This is a genomic window from Promicromonospora sp. NPDC090134 (assembly GCF_044746965.1).
GTDB lineage: Bacteria > Actinomycetota > Actinomycetes > Actinomycetales > Cellulomonadaceae > Promicromonospora.
In genome coordinates this window covers 509,956-529,319 of sequence record NZ_JBIVCZ010000004.1, presented here as the reverse complement: position 1 = coordinate 529,319, position 19,364 = coordinate 509,956, and the positions used below count along the sequence as shown (strand labels likewise).

General features: G+C 68.7%; 19 protein-coding genes. 15 read left to right on the top strand and 4 right to left on the bottom strand.

Going from position 1 to position 19,364, the window contains the following annotated elements; all coding sequences use genetic code 11:
- Positions 1-112: 112 nt before the first annotated feature.
- On the bottom strand, positions 113-751 hold the full coding sequence (gene tmk, locus ACIPN7_RS14630) for a dTMP kinase (RefSeq protein WP_400543209.1): 639 nt from the start codon (positions 749-751) through the stop codon (positions 113-115).
- A 319-nt stretch (positions 752-1,070) separates the two neighbouring features.
- Between tmk (ACIPN7_RS14630) and ACIPN7_RS14625 the strand changes: the two genes are divergently transcribed.
- The 13 genes from ACIPN7_RS14625 to ACIPN7_RS14565 all read left to right on the top strand — a co-directional run bounded on the left by ACIPN7_RS14625 (position 1,071) and on the right by ACIPN7_RS14565 (position 13,676).
- Positions 1,071-2,423, top strand: coding sequence for a hypothetical protein (locus ACIPN7_RS14625; protein WP_400543206.1), 1,353 nt, complete (start codon positions 1,071-1,073; stop codon positions 2,421-2,423).
- Positions 2,420-3,292 (top strand): phosphotransferase enzyme family protein, encoded by an 873-nt coding sequence (locus ACIPN7_RS14620; RefSeq protein ID WP_400543203.1) that lies wholly within the window; start codon positions 2,420-2,422, stop codon positions 3,290-3,292. The genes ACIPN7_RS14625 and ACIPN7_RS14620 overlap by 4 nt, the downstream gene beginning before the upstream one ends.
- A 225-nt stretch (positions 3,293-3,517) precedes the next feature.
- Positions 3,518-3,814 carry a hypothetical protein gene (locus tag ACIPN7_RS14615; RefSeq protein WP_400543200.1) on the top strand — a complete coding sequence of 99 codons (297 nt, stop codon included), beginning with the start codon at positions 3,518-3,520 and terminating at the stop codon, positions 3,812-3,814.
- Positions 3,811-4,632: an HAD family hydrolase gene (locus ACIPN7_RS14610; RefSeq protein ID WP_400543197.1), complete on the top strand. Its 822-nt coding sequence runs from the start codon at positions 3,811-3,813 to the stop codon at positions 4,630-4,632. The genes ACIPN7_RS14615 and ACIPN7_RS14610 overlap by 4 nt, the downstream gene beginning before the upstream one ends.
- Positions 4,633-5,243: 611 nt before the next feature.
- Complete coding sequence (locus tag ACIPN7_RS14605) at positions 5,244-6,428, top strand: hypothetical protein (protein ID WP_400543194.1); 1,185 nt, start codon at positions 5,244-5,246, stop codon at positions 6,426-6,428.
- A complete protein-coding gene (locus tag ACIPN7_RS14600; protein WP_400543191.1) occupies positions 6,425-7,054 on the top strand; it encodes an exonuclease domain-containing protein in 630 nt (209 codons plus the stop codon). Before ACIPN7_RS14605 ends, ACIPN7_RS14600 begins: the two co-directional genes overlap by 4 nt.
- Positions 7,051-7,692, top strand: coding sequence for a dTMP kinase (tmk, locus tag ACIPN7_RS14595; protein ID WP_400543188.1), 642 nt, complete (start codon positions 7,051-7,053; stop codon positions 7,690-7,692). Before ACIPN7_RS14600 ends, tmk (ACIPN7_RS14595) begins: the two co-directional genes overlap by 4 nt.
- On the top strand, positions 7,689-8,474 hold the full coding sequence (locus ACIPN7_RS14590; protein ID WP_400543185.1) for an aldo/keto reductase: 786 nt from the start codon (positions 7,689-7,691) through the stop codon (positions 8,472-8,474). The genes tmk (ACIPN7_RS14595) and ACIPN7_RS14590 overlap by 4 nt, the downstream gene beginning before the upstream one ends.
- Positions 8,475-8,600: 126 nt before the next feature.
- Positions 8,601-8,999, top strand: a complete 399-nt coding sequence (locus ACIPN7_RS14585) for a hypothetical protein (protein ID WP_400543182.1) — start codon at positions 8,601-8,603, stop codon at positions 8,997-8,999.
- A complete protein-coding gene (locus ACIPN7_RS14580) occupies positions 8,996-10,288 on the top strand; it encodes a lanthionine synthetase LanC family protein (protein WP_400543179.1) in 1,293 nt (430 codons plus the stop codon). The genes ACIPN7_RS14585 and ACIPN7_RS14580 overlap by 4 nt, the downstream gene beginning before the upstream one ends.
- A complete protein-coding gene (locus ACIPN7_RS14575; protein WP_400543176.1) occupies positions 10,285-11,196 on the top strand; it encodes a hypothetical protein in 912 nt (303 codons plus the stop codon). Before ACIPN7_RS14580 ends, ACIPN7_RS14575 begins: the two co-directional genes overlap by 4 nt.
- A 268-nt stretch (positions 11,197-11,464) precedes the next feature.
- Positions 11,465-12,496 (top strand): hypothetical protein, encoded by a 1,032-nt coding sequence (locus tag ACIPN7_RS14570; RefSeq protein ID WP_400543173.1) that lies wholly within the window; start codon positions 11,465-11,467, stop codon positions 12,494-12,496.
- Positions 12,497-12,923: 427 nt separating this feature from the next.
- The gene (locus ACIPN7_RS14565; RefSeq protein ID WP_400543170.1) at positions 12,924-13,676 is read left to right on the top strand and encodes an NUDIX domain-containing protein; all 753 of its coding nucleotides are present in this window, start codon (positions 12,924-12,926) and stop codon (positions 13,674-13,676) included.
- Positions 13,677-13,765: 89 nt separating this feature from the next.
- On the opposite strand, the gene ACIPN7_RS14560 is transcribed toward ACIPN7_RS14565, so the two are convergent.
- From ACIPN7_RS14560 to ACIPN7_RS14550, 3 genes are all read right to left on the bottom strand, one after another.
- Positions 13,766-15,133: an ABC transporter substrate-binding protein gene (locus ACIPN7_RS14560; protein WP_400543167.1), complete on the bottom strand. Its 1,368-nt coding sequence runs from the start codon at positions 15,131-15,133 to the stop codon at positions 13,766-13,768.
- Positions 15,134-15,251: 118 nt separating this feature from the next.
- Positions 15,252-16,676, bottom strand: coding sequence for a hypothetical protein (locus ACIPN7_RS14555; protein ID WP_400543164.1), 1,425 nt, complete (start codon positions 16,674-16,676; stop codon positions 15,252-15,254).
- Positions 16,677-16,708: 32 nt separating this feature from the next.
- Entirely contained in the window at positions 16,709-17,953 is a 1,245-nt protein-coding gene (locus tag ACIPN7_RS14550) for a cytochrome P450 (protein ID WP_400543161.1), read from the bottom strand.
- 278 nt (positions 17,954-18,231) lie between these two features.
- On the opposite strand from ACIPN7_RS14550, the gene ACIPN7_RS14545 reads away from it, so the two are divergent.
- Together ACIPN7_RS14545 and ACIPN7_RS14540 are read left to right on the top strand one after the other, a co-directional pair.
- A complete protein-coding gene (locus tag ACIPN7_RS14545) occupies positions 18,232-18,882 on the top strand; it encodes an exonuclease domain-containing protein (RefSeq protein ID WP_400543158.1) in 651 nt (216 codons plus the stop codon).
- Between the two features lie 103 nt (positions 18,883-18,985).
- Positions 18,986-19,327, top strand: coding sequence for a hypothetical protein (locus ACIPN7_RS14540; protein WP_400543155.1), 342 nt, complete (start codon positions 18,986-18,988; stop codon positions 19,325-19,327).
- The last annotated feature ends 37 nt before the right edge of the window (positions 19,328-19,364 follow it).

Sequence of the window (19,364 nt, the reverse complement as noted above, 5' to 3'; positions counted from 1 at the left end):
AAGGTGCCTGCCACCGCAAGCGTTGTAGATGTGTCCCCACCGGTCGGGTGGCAGCTGCCGCGACGCACACGGGAAGCGAGTTGCAGCGGCCCGGGTCTGATCGTGGCGATGATCATGCAGCGGTGTGTCCGAGCGTGCCGAGCGCGTCGCGTACGTACTTGTGTGCGAGCGCGACGACGGCGTCAGCGGTCAGGTGTGTGGTGTCGATGGTGTGGACCAGCGCACCCCGCCCGCCGATGTGCTGAGCGGCCTCTCGGTGGTACGCCGCCTCGTTTTGGCTGGAGCCGCGCTGGTCCTGGTATCTGTTGTGCGTCCCGCGGCGGGTCAGACGTCGTCGGATGACGTCGTCGTCTGCTGTCAGCGCCAGAAGGAGGTCCGGTGCACGGACCGGCCCGTTCAGGGCTCGGAGGTAGTCGGGGTCAACATGGTCGAGCTGCTGCATCACCAGGCCAGACGCGATGTATCGGTCGGTGATCACGATCGCTCCCGCTGCCAGCCGCGGTTCGATCTCGTGCGCCAAGTGGTGATGTCGGTCTGCGGTGTAGAGGCAAGCCAGAGTGAGGCCGTCGGCGGTGTTCGTCAGTGTGCGTGCGAGCGAGCCGATAGGCCCGTCGGACGGTTCAGCCGTCCGGTGCACCGTATGTCCGTCGTCTGCCAGGCGGATAGTGAGTGACCTGGTCAGAGTTGACTTGCCGACCCCGCTGGGCCCATCGACTGCGACAAGAAGCCCGGGACCGCGCTGCCCGCTCACGGAAGGGTGCGCGGGATCGGTACGCCGCGGTGCTGAAGCTTCGCTTGCTCACGCTGTGTGGCTGTGCGGCTTTGCAGTGGCAGCCAGGCGGTGACCGGCACGAGTGCCTCCTTCAAGGCGAGCTGGGCGCAACAGAACGTGGACGCTTGCCGGGTCGGCACGCGCTCCAGGCCACTCTGCGATCAGCAGGGCCGCAGGGGGAGGGCATTCTGAGCGAGCCGGTCCGGCATTCTGGAGCGGCGCCTCCCGTACTGCGGCCTTGGTCGTTACTGTGGGGCGCGGGCGTTCATCTCCATGGGGCGCGATGGAGGGGAAACTCATGGCCAACGAGCATCTGCGACGGTTGCGAGAAGCGATGCCCTCGCCCTCCGGCAGCGGCCTGGCCATGACCCGCGCGGAGCTCGCCGCGGCGGTGAATCAGTACATCTGGACGACGACGGGCGAGGAGTGCCACCTCGATGTCGACACGCTTGCCCGATACGAACGGGGTCAACCTCGTTGGCCGGGCGCGACGTATCGTGACGGGCTGCGCGCAGTCCTGGGCGTCGATACCGATGCGGATCTCGGGTTCTTTCGTACGCGACGGGGCAAGAGTGCCGATCCCACACGTCCACCGGGCGCCTCGCTCAAGGCGCTCCAACCTGATGCTTTGATCGAAAGCGTGAACCGGCGCCAGTTCCTGCAGACACTGACCGTCGCCGGCATGAGCGCTTCCATGGACGAGTTCGCGCACGAGCTTGCCCGCCTCGCACCGGCCCGGACCGTCACCGAGGCTGACATTGCTCAGCTGAACTCGGTCGGCGGCTTCTTCACGGCCTGGGCGCACGCTCATGGTGGACACGAGATCGGACGCGCTATCTCCGTCGAGATGTCGCGCGCCGTCGACCTGCTCAAGACTCCGTGCCCGCCCCGCCTGAAGCCGCAGCTCCTGAAAGCAGTGGGGCAGCTTGGCGTGGCGACCGGGTCACTGCTCTTTGACGCGCACCAACACAAGCTGTCCGAGCGGATCCTGGCCTTCGCGACCACGTGCGCAGAGGACAGCAGCGACTGGCACCTGCGAGCTAAGGCCCTGTCGTGGCGGGCACGTCAGGCGACGTGGATCGGCGACGTCGATGCTGGTTTGACGTTTGCGCAACTCGGCCTGGTCCGTGCCGAGCGGCTGACGCCGACAGAGCGCGCGATGCTGCACACGGCGGTTGCCCGCGCCCACGGCAGGCTCGGCGACATCCAGGCGACCTTCCGCGCGATCGGAGAGGCCGACGAGGCATTCGCCGGCGCAGACCCCACGAACGACGTCCCCTGGATGGCGTACTACGACCACGCCCAGCACAACGGAGACACCGGGCATGCTCTGTACGAGCTGGCCATCCACGACGTGCATGTCGAGGAGGCAACTAGCCGGCTTGCGACCGCGGTCGACGAGCACCCAGATGCCTACATTCGCTCTCGCTCGTTCTCCGGGTTCAAGCTAGCGGCCCTGACGATGCGCACCGGAGACCCACACCAAGCAACCAAGATCGCCGAGAAAGCAGTTCAAGACGCCGCGGGCGTCCGGTCGGAACGTTTGCGGCGCACCGCACTCGAGATCACCTCGCCCGCGACCCACCACCAGCGGCACGACGATGTCGCCGCGATGCTCACGTCACTACGGAAGGTCGGCACTGAGGCATGAACTCGACTGACCTGCTCCAGGACGCATGCGCACAGGCAGGGATTTCGGCTAAAGGCGCAGAGCTGCTGCGCGACGGCGAGAACCAGGTCTTCCGACTTCCCGGCAAAGTCATCGTCCGTATCAACAAACCCGGGCAGGACCAGGTGGCGCACCGGGAGGTCTTCCTCGGCCGCTGGCTCAACGACAACGGCGTGCAGGCCATCGAACCACTGGCCGTCCCCCAGCCTGTCGTCGCCGCCGACCACCCCGTGACGTTCTGGCACGAGCTGCCCCCTCGCCGGCCGGGAACACCACAGCAAGTCGCCCAAGCTCTCAAGCAACTCCACACCCTGCCTATCCCGGACGAGCTCGCGCGACACCACCTGGCTCCGTTCGTGCGTCTTCACGAACGGATCACCGGCGCGCTGTGGCTGCACGACACGGACCACGACTGGCTACTCAACCAACTCACATCCCTTCGCGACCAGTGGGCCGACCGACCCCCAGGCATGGCCGACGCAGTCATCCATGGAGACGCCTGGGCAGGGAACGTGGTCGACGTCGACGGGCAAGGCGTCACCCTGATGGACCTCGAACGGTGCACGGTCGGACCACCGGAGTGGGACCTGACCTCGACTGCCTGCCGCGTGACTAGTTTCGGCACGCTCTCCGCGGCACGTTATGTCGAGTACTGCGATGCGTACGGATTCGACGTCACCAGATGGTCGGGCTTCGAGCTCTTCCGCGACATCCGGGAACTGCGAGTCACCTGCTTCGCCGCCTACGTCGCCCAAAGTCGCGCCGAGCTCCGCGCCGGTGCCCAGCTTCGCGTAGACAATCTGCGCGGCCGCAACGGGCCACGACCCTGGCGCTGGCAACCGATCGACTGACCCACGCGAGAACACCAGAGCCTCACCTCGACTGGCCTCGCAAACGTCTGCGCACGGGATCTACGAGCCCTCCGCTTCTGGCCTCACCGGCATCAGATTGCCGGAAAGTGATTTGCAGAATGCCCTCCTGTGCGTTGGCGCGCATGGTCGATCGTGAATCCAATGCCGATCGCAGCGTGACGCTGTTTCCTCAACCGGGAAATGCGCATCGCGCGAGGAGGATTCATGAGAACCATCGCGACAAGTCCTGATTCATTGCTGCGTGCGCTGGGCGTCGTTGCCCAGGTGCTGACCTCGGTAGGCGAAGACCGGATCGAGACCGTGACACTGAACCGAGGCCGGATCAGCCTTCACCCGCACGACCTGTCAGAGGGCGAACAGATCGCTAGGGCTCTGGGCTGCACGCTCCCGGTGGACCACCGCATGCTGGTACCAGGGACCACCGACTGGAGCGGCGACATCGAAGGGCATGAGGTCCACGTCCGTGCCCAACTCCGCAGCCTCACGGGGGAACTGGCATGACCGTCACCGACGTGTCCTCGACCCGCCGGATGGTCGCCCTCGACATCGACGGAACACTCGTGCCCGACTCCGGGGTCGAGGTCCCCGAACCCACCCGGCAGGCAGTAGCCGATGCCGTCAGTGCTGGGATGAATGTCGTCCTGGCAACAGGACGGTCATTGAAAGGTGCGCTGCCAGTCGCGATCGCTCTCAAGCTGGACGGCACCAGGGTCGTGGCGTCCAACGGCGCAGTGACCGCGCGACTGGACTCGACCTGGCCGGGAGGCTACGAGCTCGAGGACAGCCACACCCTGGCCGCCGGCCCGGTACTCGCCCTCGCCCGACGCGCTTTTCCAGGCATCAAGGCTGCTGCCGAGGACATCGGTTGGGGCTATCACGTCTCGGAACTTTTCGCCCCGGGGCAGCTCAACGGGCGCCAGTACATGGTCTCCCAACAGGAGCTGGAGCGCGTCCAGACACCTCGCCTGGTCCTGAAGGGTCTCGACGCTGTCGAGCAACTGCACGAATTGGTTGCTTCACTCGACGTCACGGTGAACACCAACGGCCCGCACTGGCTAGACGTCACACCATCACGGGTATCGAAAGCGACCGCGCTCGAAGCCGTCCGGGCGGCACTGGGCGTTGCTCCACATGACACGGTGTTCGTCGGTGACGGTCTGAACGATCTGCCTGCACTGGCGTGGGCCGGCCACGCGGTAGCCATGGGCAACGCCCCCGAGCAAGTACGTCGCGCGGCTGACACCGTCACCGGGTCCCTGGTCCAGAACGGTGCTGCCGCAGTGCTCCGCGAACTCGCCGCCGAGCCGATCGCAAGCTAGGTGTCTCGACCGTGGCGATCGCACCACCTACCGAGCTGCCCGGCCAGGTACGTGCGCTGGCCGAGGAAGCACCGTCGCGCATCTTCCCGTTGGCGATCCGTGAACGCATGACCGACCTCTCTGCCGGGGCCGGTGGCGTGAACCTGACTGTCATGCGTGCGGCCCAGGATGCTGGAGTTTTCGTTTCAGTGCAGGTACGGACCTCGATGCTGACACACCGCGCGGTGCTGCTGCCGATGCGGTCTCCCCCCATCAGTCGGATCCTGCCCGACCCCCCAAGACACCGAGTTTCTTGCACGGCGGATCCGGGAAGCGACTGGTCTCCCAGGCAGTGCAGAACCCCGCGGTACCGGTCTCGGGCGCCGACGGCGTCCTGGGGACAACATGGGTCGAACGACCGCCACCATCGACGGCCTGTCCCATCACCTGCGGGCAGCCCCGCTGGCGGCCACCAGCGAACACGGCTTCGCAGAATGCCGGACCTGAGCAGCCAGAATGCCCTTCTGTCGGCCACGGTCCCGGTTGCACAGTTGACCCGGCCCCTGGTGATGGAGCCACCACATGCACCTCGTAGATCTCGTCGCCCACTGACTTTCTCCCTGGAGGCTGTTGTGCCGGTCACCGTCCCGCTGCTCACCCCTGACCAGATCGCCCAGCTGCCCGAGGCGGCGCGCAGCGTCGTGGACTACCGCAAGTCCGGCCTGTCGCTGAACCACATCCAGGGCTGCCCCCTGGACTGCGCGTACTGCATCCGCCACACCTACGGTGTGTGGGAGATGACGCAGCCGCGGGCGTTGATGCCCGACGACGAGGCCGTGCGGCAACTGGTCGGGCACCCTTACTTCCAGGCGCATCACACTCCCGTGCAGATCTTCAACCGGGCGACCGACCCGTTCCTGCCCCGGGTCAAGGAGCACCTGTTCACGGTCCTGGAGGACCTGGACTCACGCGGCCTGACCAACCACGTCCTGGTCATCACCCGCTACCGCGTCGACCCCGAGGACTGCGACCGCCTCAACCGGCTGACGAACATCCGGGTCACGATCCTGGTGACCTACTCCGGGATCAGCGACAAGCGGATCGAGCCGGTCGACAGCAAGATCGCCGAGAAGTCCCTGAAGACCCTGCACGCGCACGCCGACCGGTACCGCGTGATCCTGTACTGGCGGCCCCTGGTGCCCGGTCTGAACGACACGCCCGAACACATGGCCCAGGCCGTCGGACTGTCCCATCACGCGCACGGCACGGTGTTCACCGGCCTGTTCTACCGGGACGAGATCGCCGACTACTACAAGGCCAACAACCTGCCCGAGCCCTACGAAGGCACCGCGCGGCGCAAGATCGTGCCCGAGACACTGGAGCGCCGCGTACTGGAGGCGTTCGCCGACGGCCGAGGCGGGCCGCTGTTCCGCAAGACCAGCTGCTCTGTCTCGTTCGCGCACGAGGTGCCCGACTACAACGGGCACTACGGCATCCGGGAGCTGTGCGACATCTGCCCGGCCAAGCAGCTGGCTCTGTGCGCCCAGCACCACGACAAGCCCACCCCGGACGCGGTGCGTGACCTCGCGCGACGGCTGCCCGGCCGAGAGGATGTCGAGATCGTGGAGATCACCGAGCGCGCCGCAATCGTGGCCGGCTTGGACGAACAGCCCCGGTACTTCCTGCAGCACGGCCTCGGGTTCCAGTTCCACGACCAGCGACACCCCCACAAGCCACGCCTGCACGGCCGCGCCGACACCGGCTGGCCCGCCGACGAGGACGCTGCCGACCAGACGACGTCGAAGGAGCCGGCATGAGCACGACGATCCGATGGGACGACGTCGACTACGTCGTGGTCGACGTCGAGGGCAACGGCGCCCGGCCACCCGACCTCGTTGAGGTCGCTGCCGTACCCGTCCGTGGCGGCGTCGTCGGGAAGCCGCTGGTGTGGCTGATTCGGCCACCGGTCCCGATCACCTGGCAGGCCCGCAAGATCCACGGCATCAGCAACGACGACGTCGCCAACGCACCGACGATCGACACGGTGGCAGACGAGATCAAGGCTGCGCTCGGCGACGCGATCCCGGTCGGGCACGCCGTGCACGTCGACCTGGACGTCCTACACCGGTCGCTGCCCGACTGGGACCACCCGACCGCACTGGACACCCTGAAGCTTGCGCGACACGCCTTCGACCTGGAGTCATACAAACTCACAGCCCTGGTCGAGCACCGGCGGCTGGACACCGACCTGCCAGCAGGAATGAAGGCCCACCGCGCCGACTACGACGCCCTGGTCACCGCGCGCCTGTTCGTCGACCTCGCCTCTGGCTTCGCACCCGGCGGGGCAACTCTCGGCGACCTCGTCGAAATCGCGAGCTCTGGGAAGCGCGGCAACTCGACGCCGACCACGGATGACGCTCCGACCCTCTTCGACCTGCCATGACCGCGCCGCACCCGCACCGTGATGGCCTCCTGGTCGCCGTCGATGGTCCCTCTGGCGTCGGCAAGTCCACCCTGTGCCATGGCCTGAGCGACCGACTCCGTGCCACGGGCCTGGTGGTCCACCACACCACACAGCCCTCCACCGGACCGGTCGGGATCCTGGCCCGGCAGCTCACCCCGACGATCACCGGCCACACCCTGGCGTGCCTGTACGCCGCAGACCGGTACCACCAGGCCGTCACCGAGATCGGACCTCGCCTCAGGGAGGGCCAGATCGTCATCACCGATCGCTACACCGCCTCCGGGATGACCATGCAGCGCCACGACGGCGTCGAGTCCACCTTCCTGGACGCCCTCAACCTCCCTGTTCTCCCCGCGGACCTCACGATCCTGCTGACCGGGAGACCTGACGTCGTCCGCAATCGGCTGACCAACCGTGGCGCACACAACCGATACCAAGACCGCCCGGACTCGACCACCGACGAGATCAACTACTTCCACCAGGCCGCAGGCCGGCTCGCCACCACCGGCGCCCGGATCGTGCACATCGACACCACCAACCTCGCCCCCGAGGCCGTTGCCGACCAGGCCGCCTCGCTCGTGCTCCAGACGGTCCACGGCATGAAGGAGGCATCGTGAGCACCACCGACATCGCCGCAGAGCCGGTGCGCGAAGACCTTGGCGGCACGTTCTCGATCGGCGGGGACCTACCCGTACGACGTATCGGGTACGGGACCATGCAACTGACCGGCCCGGGGCACTGGTTCCATCCCACGGACATGGACGCCGCAAAGGCCGTTCTGCGCCGCGCGGTCGAGCTCGGCGTCAACCACCTCGACACTGCCGACGCCTACGGACCCGAGACCGCTGAACGCATCATCCGCAAAGCGCTGCACCCCTACCCAGACGACCTCGTCATCGCGACCAAAGGCGGCATGACCCGCCAAGGCCCCAACCAGTGGGCTCCTGTCGGACGGCCGGAGTACCTGCGTCAGTGCGTCGAGATGAGCCTGCGCCGCCTCGCGGTGGACCGGATCGACCTGTACTACCTGCACCGCATCGACCCGAAGGTCCCGCTCGACGACCAGATCGGCGAGCTCGCCGCGCTCCAGGCCGAGGGCAAGATCCGGCACCTCGGCCTGTCCAAGGTCACGACCACCCAGATCGGCGCAGCCCTGAAGACCGCACCGATCGCCGCCGTGCAGAACCGGCTCAACCAGAGCGACGGCGACCACGACATAGTTCGGTACTGCACGCAAGAGGATCTCGCGTTCGTGCCCTACGCACCCCTCGGCGCCGGGAGTTTGGTGGCCGACACCCGCGCCGCGATCACCTACCTGCTCGACCTGTCACCAGTCGTCCTACCGATCCCTGGGACCTCCTCGATCGAGCACCTCGAAGTCAACCTCTCACGCACGTAGGTCGCGATCCAGCTGATGCGCTCAGCGGCTCGCACGCAGGTCGCGGCCACTAGATCGCCCGACCGGTGACGCGCTGGAGAAACCGTCACCGGTCGGGTTCCACGTACTGACGCAAGGAGGCCCGAGATGGGCACGCTAGAACCCCGACCTCTCGTCGCCGGATCCGCTCCGCGACCCGGCGCGGGGCCGCACCAACCTGTAGCCGGGGGACGCCCCGTCCCGGACGACCAGGTTCGACTGCAGGCTGATGCCGGGTACGACCGGCCCGCGGCGGACGACGTCCTGGAGCAGATCCTGGCGGTACTGGGACCCGAGCGGATCGCCCGTGCGGCGGTCGCCTGGGCGATCCTGCTCGAGCCACGCAACCTTCACGACGGCGAGCAGATCGCCCGCGAGCTCGGGCTCGACCACGCGGCGGACCACACCCGCCAGGGACGTGAGGCCACTGTCTGGTCGGGTACCTACATGGGCGTAGACGTCCAGGTCCAGGCGGCCCTGCGCAACACCGCCGGGAGCGCCCAATGATCGCCGCGCCGCGCTCGCCACGGCGGTCCCGACACCTACCTGCGGAGGGGGACGGGCCGCAGGACCCGGCACAGTCCCTGGTCGACGGTGACTTGGCCCGGGCATTGTTCGCGGTCGAGCTGGCCACGACCAGCCCGGAGGGTTCCTGGGACGAGGTGACCGACTCGTTGCTGGCAGCCACCCGCACGCGCGCGGACCGATCCGCGCGAGCGAGCCTTTTCTACGGGGCGCCGGCCGCCGGGTTCGTTCTGGACACCACCGGCGCCTACCGCACCCGGTGGGCCCACCAGCTCGCGAGCCTCGACCAAGACCTGGTCGCCGTGACGATGGACCGGTTGGCTGCTGTCGAGGCGCGCGTGGAGGCGGGTGCGTCGCCGAAGGACAGCGAGTTCAACCTGGTCAATGGGATGAGCGGACTCGGGTTCGTGCTGCTCCGCCGCGTGGTCCACCAGCCGGCCCGGAACGAGGACCTGGAGAGGGCCCTGGCGGGCGTGCTGACCTACCTGGTGGATCGCGCGCAGGACCGGGTGCTGGGCGAGGTGCTGCTGCCCGGGTGGTGGACCCCGGACAGGCATCACACGACGGCGCCGGGCGCGCCGGTGGGGGTGACCGGGCATGCGGACTTCGGGATGGCTCTGGGCGGCGCGGGAATCCTGGCGCTGCTGGCTGCCAGCTACCGGGCCGGGCGCCACGTGGTCGGGCACGGCGAGGCGATCGACAAGATCGTCGGCTGGTACGCCCGGTGGCGGCAGGAGACACCGGAGCGTGTGGTGTGGTGGCCCAACCGGTTGAGCCTGGAGGAGCTACGCACCGGGCACGTTGCGCCGATCGGTCGGGACGAGCCGTCGCCGTTGGACCCAACGTGGGCACACGGCACTCCGGGTATTGGGCGGGCGCTGCAGATGGCGGCGATCGCACGCAAGGACCAGCAGGCGAGGCTCGCAGCGGAGAACGCGATCGCGTCCTGCCTGATCCAGTCCCAGCTCGGACCCATGAACGAGCCCGACCTGTATGGGGGCACGGGCGGCATGTACCTGACCGTGCTGCGCGCGGCCGAGGACGCGGAACGGTTCCACCCCCTGTCCGACTCGCGGATCCCACCCTTGCTGCACCGGCTGAGCGTGGCTGGCTCCGCGGTGTCCCGCACCAGCCGGGTCCTGCCCGACCCCGACGACTCCGAGTTCTTGTACGGGCGGTTCGGCACGCGGCTGGTGTTCGAGTCGTTGCGCCGGCGCGCGTCCCCGGTCTGCGGTGGCGACGGCGTCCTGGGGATCGGGTGGGCCGAATGAGCGGCACGATCCTCTACCTGCCCACGCCCCGCACCCAGTCGGACATGCAGGGCACGGTCGTGGTGCCCAGCCCGAGGCCAGCGCCGGCGGACGTGGTCGGCTGGTCCCAGCGCGACCTCGTCTTCGCTGCTGGACCCGAGACTCGCACGGCCGCGGCGATCGTGGTTGCCGATGTTCTGGACGAGTTGTGCGCACAGGCTGGCGGTCGGTGGTGGTTCCTGAACCAGGACCGGGGCTGGCGCGTCTACCTGCAGGGCTTGCCCGCGGTTGAGGCGGCCGCATGGGTGAACCAGGCGGGCCCAACCGGAAGAGCTGGGCCTTGGTGGGCCGCACCGGCACCGACCCCGCTCTCGGTGCGGCCGGTGGGGAGCTTGCCCGGTGTGCCGGGGTCCCGGGCTATGGTGCTGGCGGACCTTCACTGTGCCGACAGCCAGGGCGTCCTGGACTACCTGCGCGAGGACCATCCTCTGCTTGTGCCTCGGCATCTGGCCGGGATCCTGACCGTGGCTCTGTGTCACGCGGCGGGCCTGAGCACTCCGCAGACGGCGGACTTCGTCGACCAGCACTGGCTCGACGCAACCCCGCCGGGAGAGGCCGCGAGGGTCCGGGCCCACGGGCTGACCGAGATGCTCGGTGCCTACCTGCTCACGCCCGCAACCCGGTTGCTCGAGCTGGACCCATACGCGGCAGTGTGGGCCAGCGCCCTGGCCGACGTCGGGGAACGCCTGTGCGCCCTGACCCACCAGGGCTTCACTCCCACACCTAGCGCCACGGTCCCCGACGCGCTGCAGCGCGACCTGCGGAGCGCCGTGGCGGCGCACTGGAACCGGCTCGGCCTGAACGCGGCCGACCAGCAGATCCTGGCCGTCGCGATCCGCAACGCCCTGTGGGCCAAGGGCAAACGATGACACCGACCAGAGCCACACCAGCCTGCGACGACATTCTCGCCGCCGCGAACTTTGACGCACTACGGACCTCGAGATGACCGCCATGATCAGTGCACGCACCTCTGCCACGCACGCGTCGCCCGCGACTGCGGCCCCCGACCAGTACACGGACCCCGTAGCGGCCACGGTGCGAACAGGCCGTGTTGAGCGAGGAGAGATCGCTGCGTGCTTCCCGCTGGCAGCCCGTCGTCGCCCGACATGCCCGCCGCTGCGTGCTCGGCTGGACCGGGTGACGATCGCCGCACGCGCCGCCATAGCAGAGACCGACCGGCCTCTCGCGGTCCAGGAGGCAGGCAAGGCCCTGACCGGTGCCGCGCTGATCGCCCGAGACTGCCACCAGCCGGACCGCGCGCGACAGATCATCACCCGGCACATCGAGCTCTACACCGGGCTGACCCGTCCGCTGACGGTCTTGGAGGCGGGGCAGGTCGTCGGAGCGGCGACCAGTCTCGCGCGCACTGCACTGCAGACCGACCCTGCCCCGGATCGCGGTGTAACGATGCTGATCCGAGTCCTGGAGGCGACCTACCGCCGGGCAGCGATCATGCTCGACGGCGTGATTCGGCCTGTGGCACTGCCGTTGGGTGACGTCAACAGCACCCCGGAGGAGCATCGCCGGCTCGTCGCGCTGGCACAGGCCCAGCTGCTGGTCGGAGGAACTGCTGCCCTGGCTCACGCTGGCCGTTGGGCCGAGGCCGCCGACCTCGCTCGCACCTACGGCGGTTCCGGTACGCGGCTTCTCGAAGGGCGCCAGGTCTTGGCCACCTCGCGTCTGCTGACCCGGGACGGCAATGTCGCTCGGGACCTCGTGGCCCAGTCGGACAGGCCCTCGGACATCGACCACGACATAGCCGCCTGCCTGACCGCGCTGTGCGCGCCGACCGCGAAGCGGTACGACGCGGCCACCGCGATGGTCGACCGGTACCGAGCCAGCACCAGCCCAGGGGAGGGGTACGCGTACTTCCGGGCACGGTATGGCGCCGCCGTCGCGGTCATCGCCCGCGCGCACCAGCACCCGGCAGCTACGGAGATCGCGGCTCGGGCAGCCCGGGAAGCGCTGGGGTCGGGCGACGGGTACGCAGCTCAAGACGTTCTCCGGCACGCCACGATCACAGGGGCAATACCGGAGCGGCACCGCGCCCGCCTCGAGCAGGTCGTCGAGGTCGCGGGGCTGACCGGCAAGGGCCTGACCGGCCGCCTGCTGACACAACTCCAAGACGCGGTCGAGCTCGCCGCCCACGCCGTCAGGTACGACCTATGACCGGCAACTGCCCGCACCCCGGAGTCGGTGACCAGGCGCGCGGCGGGGTGATCCCTCTACCGGTTGCTGAGTCGCGGCTCGTCGCGGTCGGGATCCACGTGCGCCGGCTGGCCGCAGCCGCCGGAATCCCTGCCGACTGTGTCGTGCACGTCGACGCGAGCATGCTTTCTGTGCACGCCCGCGACGGGCGCCCGATCTGGGTCGTCGACGCGCACCTGCGCCTCCCGGCACCCGACGACGCAGCCCTCCTTGCCGCCGCCCTGCGATTGCCCGCGGTCCCACGGCGCAGCCCCGCGGACGACTGGTGCTGGCGTGGGTGGCTCACTGTCGAGGCGCCGAACGCATGGTTGGTGTCGGTCACGCTGTCCAGCCCGTCAGGTGGGGCCGTCCAGCAGGAGCCTGCGCCGGATGCTGGGGTAGGTGAGGCGTGACGAACGAGATGCTGCGGGCGCGGCGGGAGGCGACGTCCTCGCCTTCGGGTTCGGGGGCGCCGATGTCTCGCTCAGAGCTTGCCGGGCTCGTCAACGAGTACATCCGGGCGCGGACCGGACGCCCCAGCGTGCTCGCCGGCAAGGAGGTCGGGCGGTGGGAACGCGGCGAAGTACGCAGGCCCGGCAAGTTGTACCGCGATGCACTCCGTGCCGTACTGGGCGTCGTCTCCGACGAGGAACTCGGCTTCTTCCCCGCACCGCGCGGCGTGCCGCGTGCTGCCGGCCCGCTAAGGCCTGCTGCGGCAACGGCCGCGAACCAGGTCACCGCGCGGGCCTTGATCCAACAAGACGGACGGTTTCTCGTGCTCCGCCAGCGCGGACAGAGCTGGTCGTTTCTCCCTGGAGGCTCCTTCGAGCCGGGAGCGCAGTCCGTTCAAGGCGCGTTGCTCGGCCACGTTGCCGAGCAGACAGGTCTGGCTGTCACCATCGTCGGGTTCGCGGGTCTCATCGACCAGGGGGCGGTCAAAGCCGGCGGCCCGGTAGACACGACGGACGAGGCGATCACGCTGGTGTTCGAAGCCCGCGACACGTCGACCAGCGACACCGCCTCACCTCGTGGCAGGGTATCCGGGCTCGAGATCGTCTGGCTGGCTGTGGCTGACCTGGCCGACACCGACGTGCGACCGGTCGGGCTGCGTGAAGCACTCCTCGAGGGTGCGGACGGCGCGTTCTGGCGCACCTGGATCTGACAGTCCTCCCGGAACCCTGGGGCGGGACACGGCGTATGCCCACGGCACTGGTCTGTGGGCATACGCCGTGTCGGTTGGTGGCCGAGGGCTCAGCGGTTCACGGTGAAGCCCTGGTCGCGGCCGTAGGTGACGATGGAGTCCTGCCAAGCGGTGAGCCCGTCGGTCAGGGTGGTCGTGCCGGTGTAGGCCTGGCCAACGGTGTCGGAGAAGATGGCGTTGGCGTGGACCTGGTACGGCAGGTACTGGAAGTCGGGTAGGACGTGGGTGGCGGAATTGGCCAGGACCCGGTTGATCTGCTGACCACCGAAATACTCCGGCTCCTGGGACAGGAACGCGGGGTCGGTCAGGTCGCGCATGGTGGCGGGGAACGCGCCGGCGTCCAGGCGGGTGGCGACGCCGTCGCCGATGTTCGCGTACTTCAAGAACGCGTACGCCAGCTCCTGGTTCTGGCTGGCCTGGGTCACGGCGAGGGAGGACCCGCCGAGCTCGGCGGTCTCGTTGGCGCCCTTGGTCCATTGCGGCATGCGGGCGACCCGCCAGTCGCCGGAGGCGGTTGCGGCGCCGTCGGTGAGGTTGGCGGGCATCCAAGCCCCGGTCACCAGGGCCGCGATCGACCCGTCGGACAGCCCTTGGAACCACTCGTCGGACCAGTCCGCGGTGTCCGCGACCAGGCCTTGGTCGATGAGCTGCTGCCACATGGTGGCGAACCGGGTCGTGCCTTCGTCGGCGAGGTCAACGGTCACGTTCGGTCCGTCGACGGTGAACGGTCGTCCGCCGGCCTGCCAGATCATCGACGTCGTGAATGTCGAGATCCCGTTGTCCGCCGTGATGTACGTGTCCGGGTCACAGTCCTGGATGGCCCGGGCGGCGTCGGCGAACTCCTCCCACGTGGTCGGCACCGGCACGTCGGCTTCGGTGAAGACGCGCTGGTTGTAGAACAGGGCCATCGGTCCGGAGTCCATGGGCAGTGCGTACACGGCGTCACCACCGCCGGTGACGGCGTCCCAGGTGCCAGGCGAGAACGTCCTGCCCAGGTCGCCGGCACCGTAAGGCGTCAGGTCGGCGAGGGCATCGGCGATCGTGAACTGAGGCAGGGCGTGGTACTCGACCTGAGCGATGTCCGGGACGCCGGAGCCCGCGCTGATCGCGTTCTGCAGCGCGACGTAGTGGTCGTTGCCCGTGCCGACGTTCGCCAGCTCGACGTCCACGTTCGGGTACTCGGCCTCGAAGTCCTTCACCACCTGCGCCAGCGTCGGCTCCCACGCCCAGACCAGCAGCTCACCACCCTCGGCCAGCACATCGTCTTGGGTGCCGGTGTCAGCTGACGGGGCGACGCGACTGCTGGCGCTGGGACTGGAGCTGCAGGCGGCCAGCGTCAGCAGTGTGGCGACGACGGCGGTCGCGACGGCCGCTTTCTGGTGGCGGAGCCGGTGGCTGACTGAGGTGGGACGGGGCATGGAGCGGGTCCTCTCGGAGGTTCGGTGGGGTTGTGTCTGTCGCCGGCCGCGCGCGTGGCGGAGCCGGGGAAGCATGTTGGTCTCGGCCGGGTGGCGCCTAGGGCGTCCTAGGGGTGGGTCAGACGCTGACGAGGTCCCAGTCGGCAGACGCGGCCTGGTGGGCGGGGAGGGTCAGGTGTCCCGGTTCATAGGTCACAGGGAGGGTGGCCGAGGAGCGGGCCCACAGGCCGGGTACGAACGGTAGGTCCTTGACCTCGATGTCCAGCTTCAGCGTGTGCAGCCCGCGCATGACCTCTTCGACGGCGGTCTTGGTGATCAAGCGAGAGACGCGCTGGGCGGGGCAGCGGTGCACACCGGCGCCGAAGGCCAGGGTCGCGCGACTGGTGGAGGCGTCCCACAGGTCAGCGCCTTCGTGCACGGTCTTGGTCGCGTGCGCGACAGCGCACACGATCGCCTCGCCCTTGTGCAGGGCACGCCCGCCGAGCTCGGTGTCCTCGGTGATGAACCGGGCGGGGGTGTGCCAGGTCGGGGACTGGTGCACCAGGACATAGTTCAAGGCTTCGTCCACGCCCAAGCGGCCTGAGCGGGTGCGGGTGCCGAAGTCCTGGTCGCCCAGCAGATGCAGCAGCGTCATGGTGGTCCAGGCCACGGACATCTCGTGTCCGGCGGACTGGATCATCTGCGCGGTGTCCAGCAGCTCGGTATCGGTCAGGGCCCGGTCGTGGTGCACGATCACCGAGAGCATGTCGTTACCGGGGTCCTTGCGCCGGATGGTGATCAGTTCGGTGAGCATTGCGTTCATGCCTACGAACGCGGGCTCAGCCGCCGCGGTGTTGGAGAAGATATCGGTGGCGTACTGCCACATCCGGTCGGCGAGCTGGGCCGGCAGCCCGTACATCGCTGCCACGGCCAGAGCCGGGACGGCTGCGGTGTAGGAGGCGACGAGGTCGGCACTGCCCAGGGGCGCGATCTGCACCAGCAGTCGCCGGCACGCGGCGCGGACTTCGCGCACGAGTCGGGTCTCATCGATGCTCGCGAACGCGTCGTCCACGACGTTCCGCAACCGCACACGAGGCTCACCCTCGGTGTAGAACGCGTTCTCACGGGGGCGGAAGAACGCGTGCAGCCCGGTGCGGGGCCGGACCCGCCCGTCGTGGAACGCGGTCCAGTGCTCGACGTCCCGGCTGAAGAACACCGACCGGCCCATCAGGACCTGCTGGATGTCCTCGAAGTCGAGCACGAGCCAGGCCAGCACGCCGTCGGACAGCTCGACCGGCACCACCGGCCCCCACTGCGCCCGCCACGTGCGGTACACGGCGGCCGGGTCGGGGGCCATGGTCGCCGCGGCCAGCATCGGCAACCCCGGCACTGGGTTGGCGGGCAGGTCGTCCAGACGGACATCAGAAATGCCTAACAACGTATTTCTCCTCGAAAGGGGCGAGTTCAGGGCGCACGAAGCCCAGGCAGGGCGATTGGTGGGTGTCGCGCCGCGTGCCATCGGCGGGCGGGCGCTCGTGAAATGACCGGCCGGGGCCACCGTCAACGGTGGCCCCGGCACTGGTCAGACGTTGGTGGTCAGGCTCTGGTGGCGCCCAGGTGGACCGGGAGGCGGGCGTGTCCGTTGGTGATGAACCCCGGGTTGGCCGGGATCGTGGCCGGGTCCTCGGCCAGGGACAGGTCCGGGTATCGGTCGAACAGGGCCGGGAGCGCGGTCTTGGCTTCCAGGATGGCTAGGGGTGCGCCGAGGCAGTAGTGGGTGCCGTGCCCGAACCCGAGATGCTCCCGGGAGTCCCGGGTCGGGTCGAACACCTCGGGCCGGCCGAACCGGGCAGGGTCACGCCCCGCGCCGGCGTAGTTGACCAGAATCGCGTCACCCTGGTTGATCTCGGCGCCGCCGAGCTCGAAGTCCTTGACGGCGAACCGCAGCGGGAGGTTGGCGGCGATGCCGGCCCACCGCAGGGTCTCGTCGACCACGGCATCCCAGGAGATCTCCCCAGCCAGCACCGCAGCCTTGTGCTCGGGATGGGTCGCCAGGGCGAACACTGTCTGGTCGATCAGGTTGCCGGTGGTTTCGTATCCGGCCACGATCGTCAGCCGCACTGTCTCCAGCAGCACCTCACGGGTGTAGGCGTCCTTCGTGCCCAGGGTCTTGACCATGTCGCTGGTCAGGTCGACACCGGGGTCGGCGATCTTCCGGTCGACCATCGTCTCGATCGCGGCCAGTAGCGCGAGGAACCGGGCTTGGGCGTCCTCGGGTGTGACTGAGGTGTCGAACAGTGCGTCCGCGCCGGAGCGGAACGTGCCGGCCAGGTCGTCCGGGACACCGAGCAGGGCGCCGATGGCCTCGATCGGCACCGGGAGGCAGAACGCGGCCCGCAGGTCCACGACCGGCCCTGTCGTTGCGGCCGGGGCCAGGGTGTCCAGGCGGTCGGCGACGATCTGCTCGACGACCGGGGCCAGACGCTTGATCCGGCGTGGTGTGAACGCGGGCGCGGCCCAGGACCGCAGGTCCCGGTGTCGCGGCGGGTCGGCGGTGAACATCCCGGCCTTGACCGCCCACATCAGCAGCGGCCAGTCCGCTGGAACGAGCCCGGCGAGGAAGTCGGCCCAGTACGCGATGTCCTTGGACACCCACGGGTCGCGGTTGCGGATCTTCAGCACCTCGACTGCCTCGCCGTACCCGAGGACCACCCACGCGGGCAGTCCGCCGGGCATCTCGACCCGGACCACTGGGCCGTCGGCACGGAGCCGGTCGATCTCGCCGTACACATCTTGCCCGGTCGGGTCCAGAACATGCCGCGGGGGAGCCTGAGAAGTCATGGATGTAACCGCACCAGTAGGTGCTCACTTGCCACAAGACCGCACCGCTGCATTCTGGCAAAGTGCGGCGCCGCATTTTGCCAGAATGCGGCGATGAGGGATAACGCCGAGCAGTTCTGGGGCACTAGGGTCATTGTCGGCGGATTCCGTCGTGCATTCATGCATTGTCATCAGAAGGCAATTCGAACAGCTCGTCCACAGTCTGAACTTGTCCTTGTCCTTGTGCTTGAGCGCTCGACCGCTGTCGTGTGGTGTCTGCACCCTTTGGAGGATCGATCGTGACCCGTGACGATGCCTGGAGTGCGGCCGACTACGTCGTGGTCGACGTCGAGGGGAGCGGGGCACAACCGCCCCAGCTGGTCGAGCTCGCACTTGTCCCTGTCCATCAGGGCGGCATCAGGTCGGCCCGGACGTGGCTGGTTCGTCCGCCGGAGCCGATCACCTGGCAGGCTCGCAGGGTCCACGGCATCAGCAATGACGACGTCACCGACGCGCCCCGGGCCGAAGAGGTTGCCGAGGAGGTCCTGGAGGCGCTGGGCGATTCGATCCTGGTCGGGCACGCCGTGCACGTCGATGTCGCCGTCCTGAGCCGGGCGTTGCCGGGTTGGGCCGTGCCGGACATGATCGACACGCCGCGGCTGGCACGACGGGCCTTCGATCTGCCGTCCTACAGCCTGAGCTCCCTGGTCCGACACCGTCGCCTCGATGCCGGAATGCCCCCGGGGATGCGGCTCCACCGGGCCGGTTACGACGCGACGGTCACCGCGCGCCTGTTCGTCGACCTTGCTTCGACCATGACCCCCGGCGGCGCGACCCGTGACGCTCTCCTGAGCACGGGAGGCCCGGCACGGAGCCCTGCGCAGCCCGCAACGGCCCACGACGCGGACCAGACCATTTTCGACCTGTTCCGCCCCCTGACGGCACCGTGAGCAGCCCGCCGGGCCTAAGGACTGGGGTACTACTGGCCGCGTCTGGGCCACCCGGCCGTCCTGAGCATGAACCTGCTGACCTCGACCACGGAAGAAGGCGCGCATGACCGAACCCGAACTGATCGAGGCGGACCGCCCCGAGCCGGCAGCTGCGTCGGCTGGAGCAGCGCAGTGGCGTAGGCAGATGATCCAACAGCTCCTGGAGGAGGGCGTGCTGGTCGACCCGGCGATCGCGGACGCGTTCCGTGCCGTGCCCCGGGAAGTGCCCGCCTCCGCAGAAGTAGACCCGCGACGGGTGTACGAGGTGCATGACGTCGTGCGGACCCGGTTCACCCCGGACGGCACCGTTCACGGCCACGCCGTCGGGTACGAACGTGCTGCGCCGCCCGGGTCGTCGCATCGTGGGGGATCGCGGAGCATTCTGCCCAGGGAAGATGCTCGATGACGTACCCGGCACCGAGCGCCTCCACGTCGCAGACTGG

Excerpts from the sequence above, each read along its gene's own strand:
- ACIPN7_RS14625 (WP_400543206.1), top strand. The coding sequence starts at position 1,071 with ATGGCCAACGAGCATCTGCGACGGTTGCGAGAAGCGATGCCCTCGCCC.
- ACIPN7_RS14620 (WP_400543203.1), top strand. The coding sequence starts at position 2,420 with ATGAACTCGACTGACCTGCTCCAGGACGCATGCGCACAGGCAGGGATT.
- ACIPN7_RS14615 (WP_400543200.1), top strand. The coding sequence starts at position 3,518 with ATGAGAACCATCGCGACAAGTCCTGATTCATTGCTGCGTGCGCTGGGC.
- ACIPN7_RS14610 (WP_400543197.1), top strand. The coding sequence starts at position 3,811 with ATGACCGTCACCGACGTGTCCTCGACCCGCCGGATGGTCGCCCTCGAC.
- ACIPN7_RS14600 (WP_400543191.1), top strand. The coding sequence starts at position 6,425 with ATGAGCACGACGATCCGATGGGACGACGTCGACTACGTCGTGGTCGAC.
- tmk (WP_400543188.1), top strand. The coding sequence starts at position 7,051 with ATGACCGCGCCGCACCCGCACCGTGATGGCCTCCTGGTCGCCGTCGAT.
- ACIPN7_RS14585 (WP_400543182.1), top strand. The coding sequence starts at position 8,601 with ATGGGCACGCTAGAACCCCGACCTCTCGTCGCCGGATCCGCTCCGCGA.
- ACIPN7_RS14580 (WP_400543179.1), top strand. The coding sequence starts at position 8,996 with ATGATCGCCGCGCCGCGCTCGCCACGGCGGTCCCGACACCTACCTGCG.
- ACIPN7_RS14575 (WP_400543176.1), top strand. The coding sequence starts at position 10,285 with ATGAGCGGCACGATCCTCTACCTGCCCACGCCCCGCACCCAGTCGGAC.
- ACIPN7_RS14560 (WP_400543167.1), bottom strand. The coding sequence starts at position 15,133 with ATGCCCCGTCCCACCTCAGTCAGCCACCGGCTCCGCCACCAGAAAGCG.
- ACIPN7_RS14550 (WP_400543161.1), bottom strand. The coding sequence starts at position 17,953 with ATGACTTCTCAGGCTCCCCCGCGGCATGTTCTGGACCCGACCGGGCAA.
- ACIPN7_RS14540 (WP_400543155.1), top strand. The coding sequence starts at position 18,986 with ATGACCGAACCCGAACTGATCGAGGCGGACCGCCCCGAGCCGGCAGCT.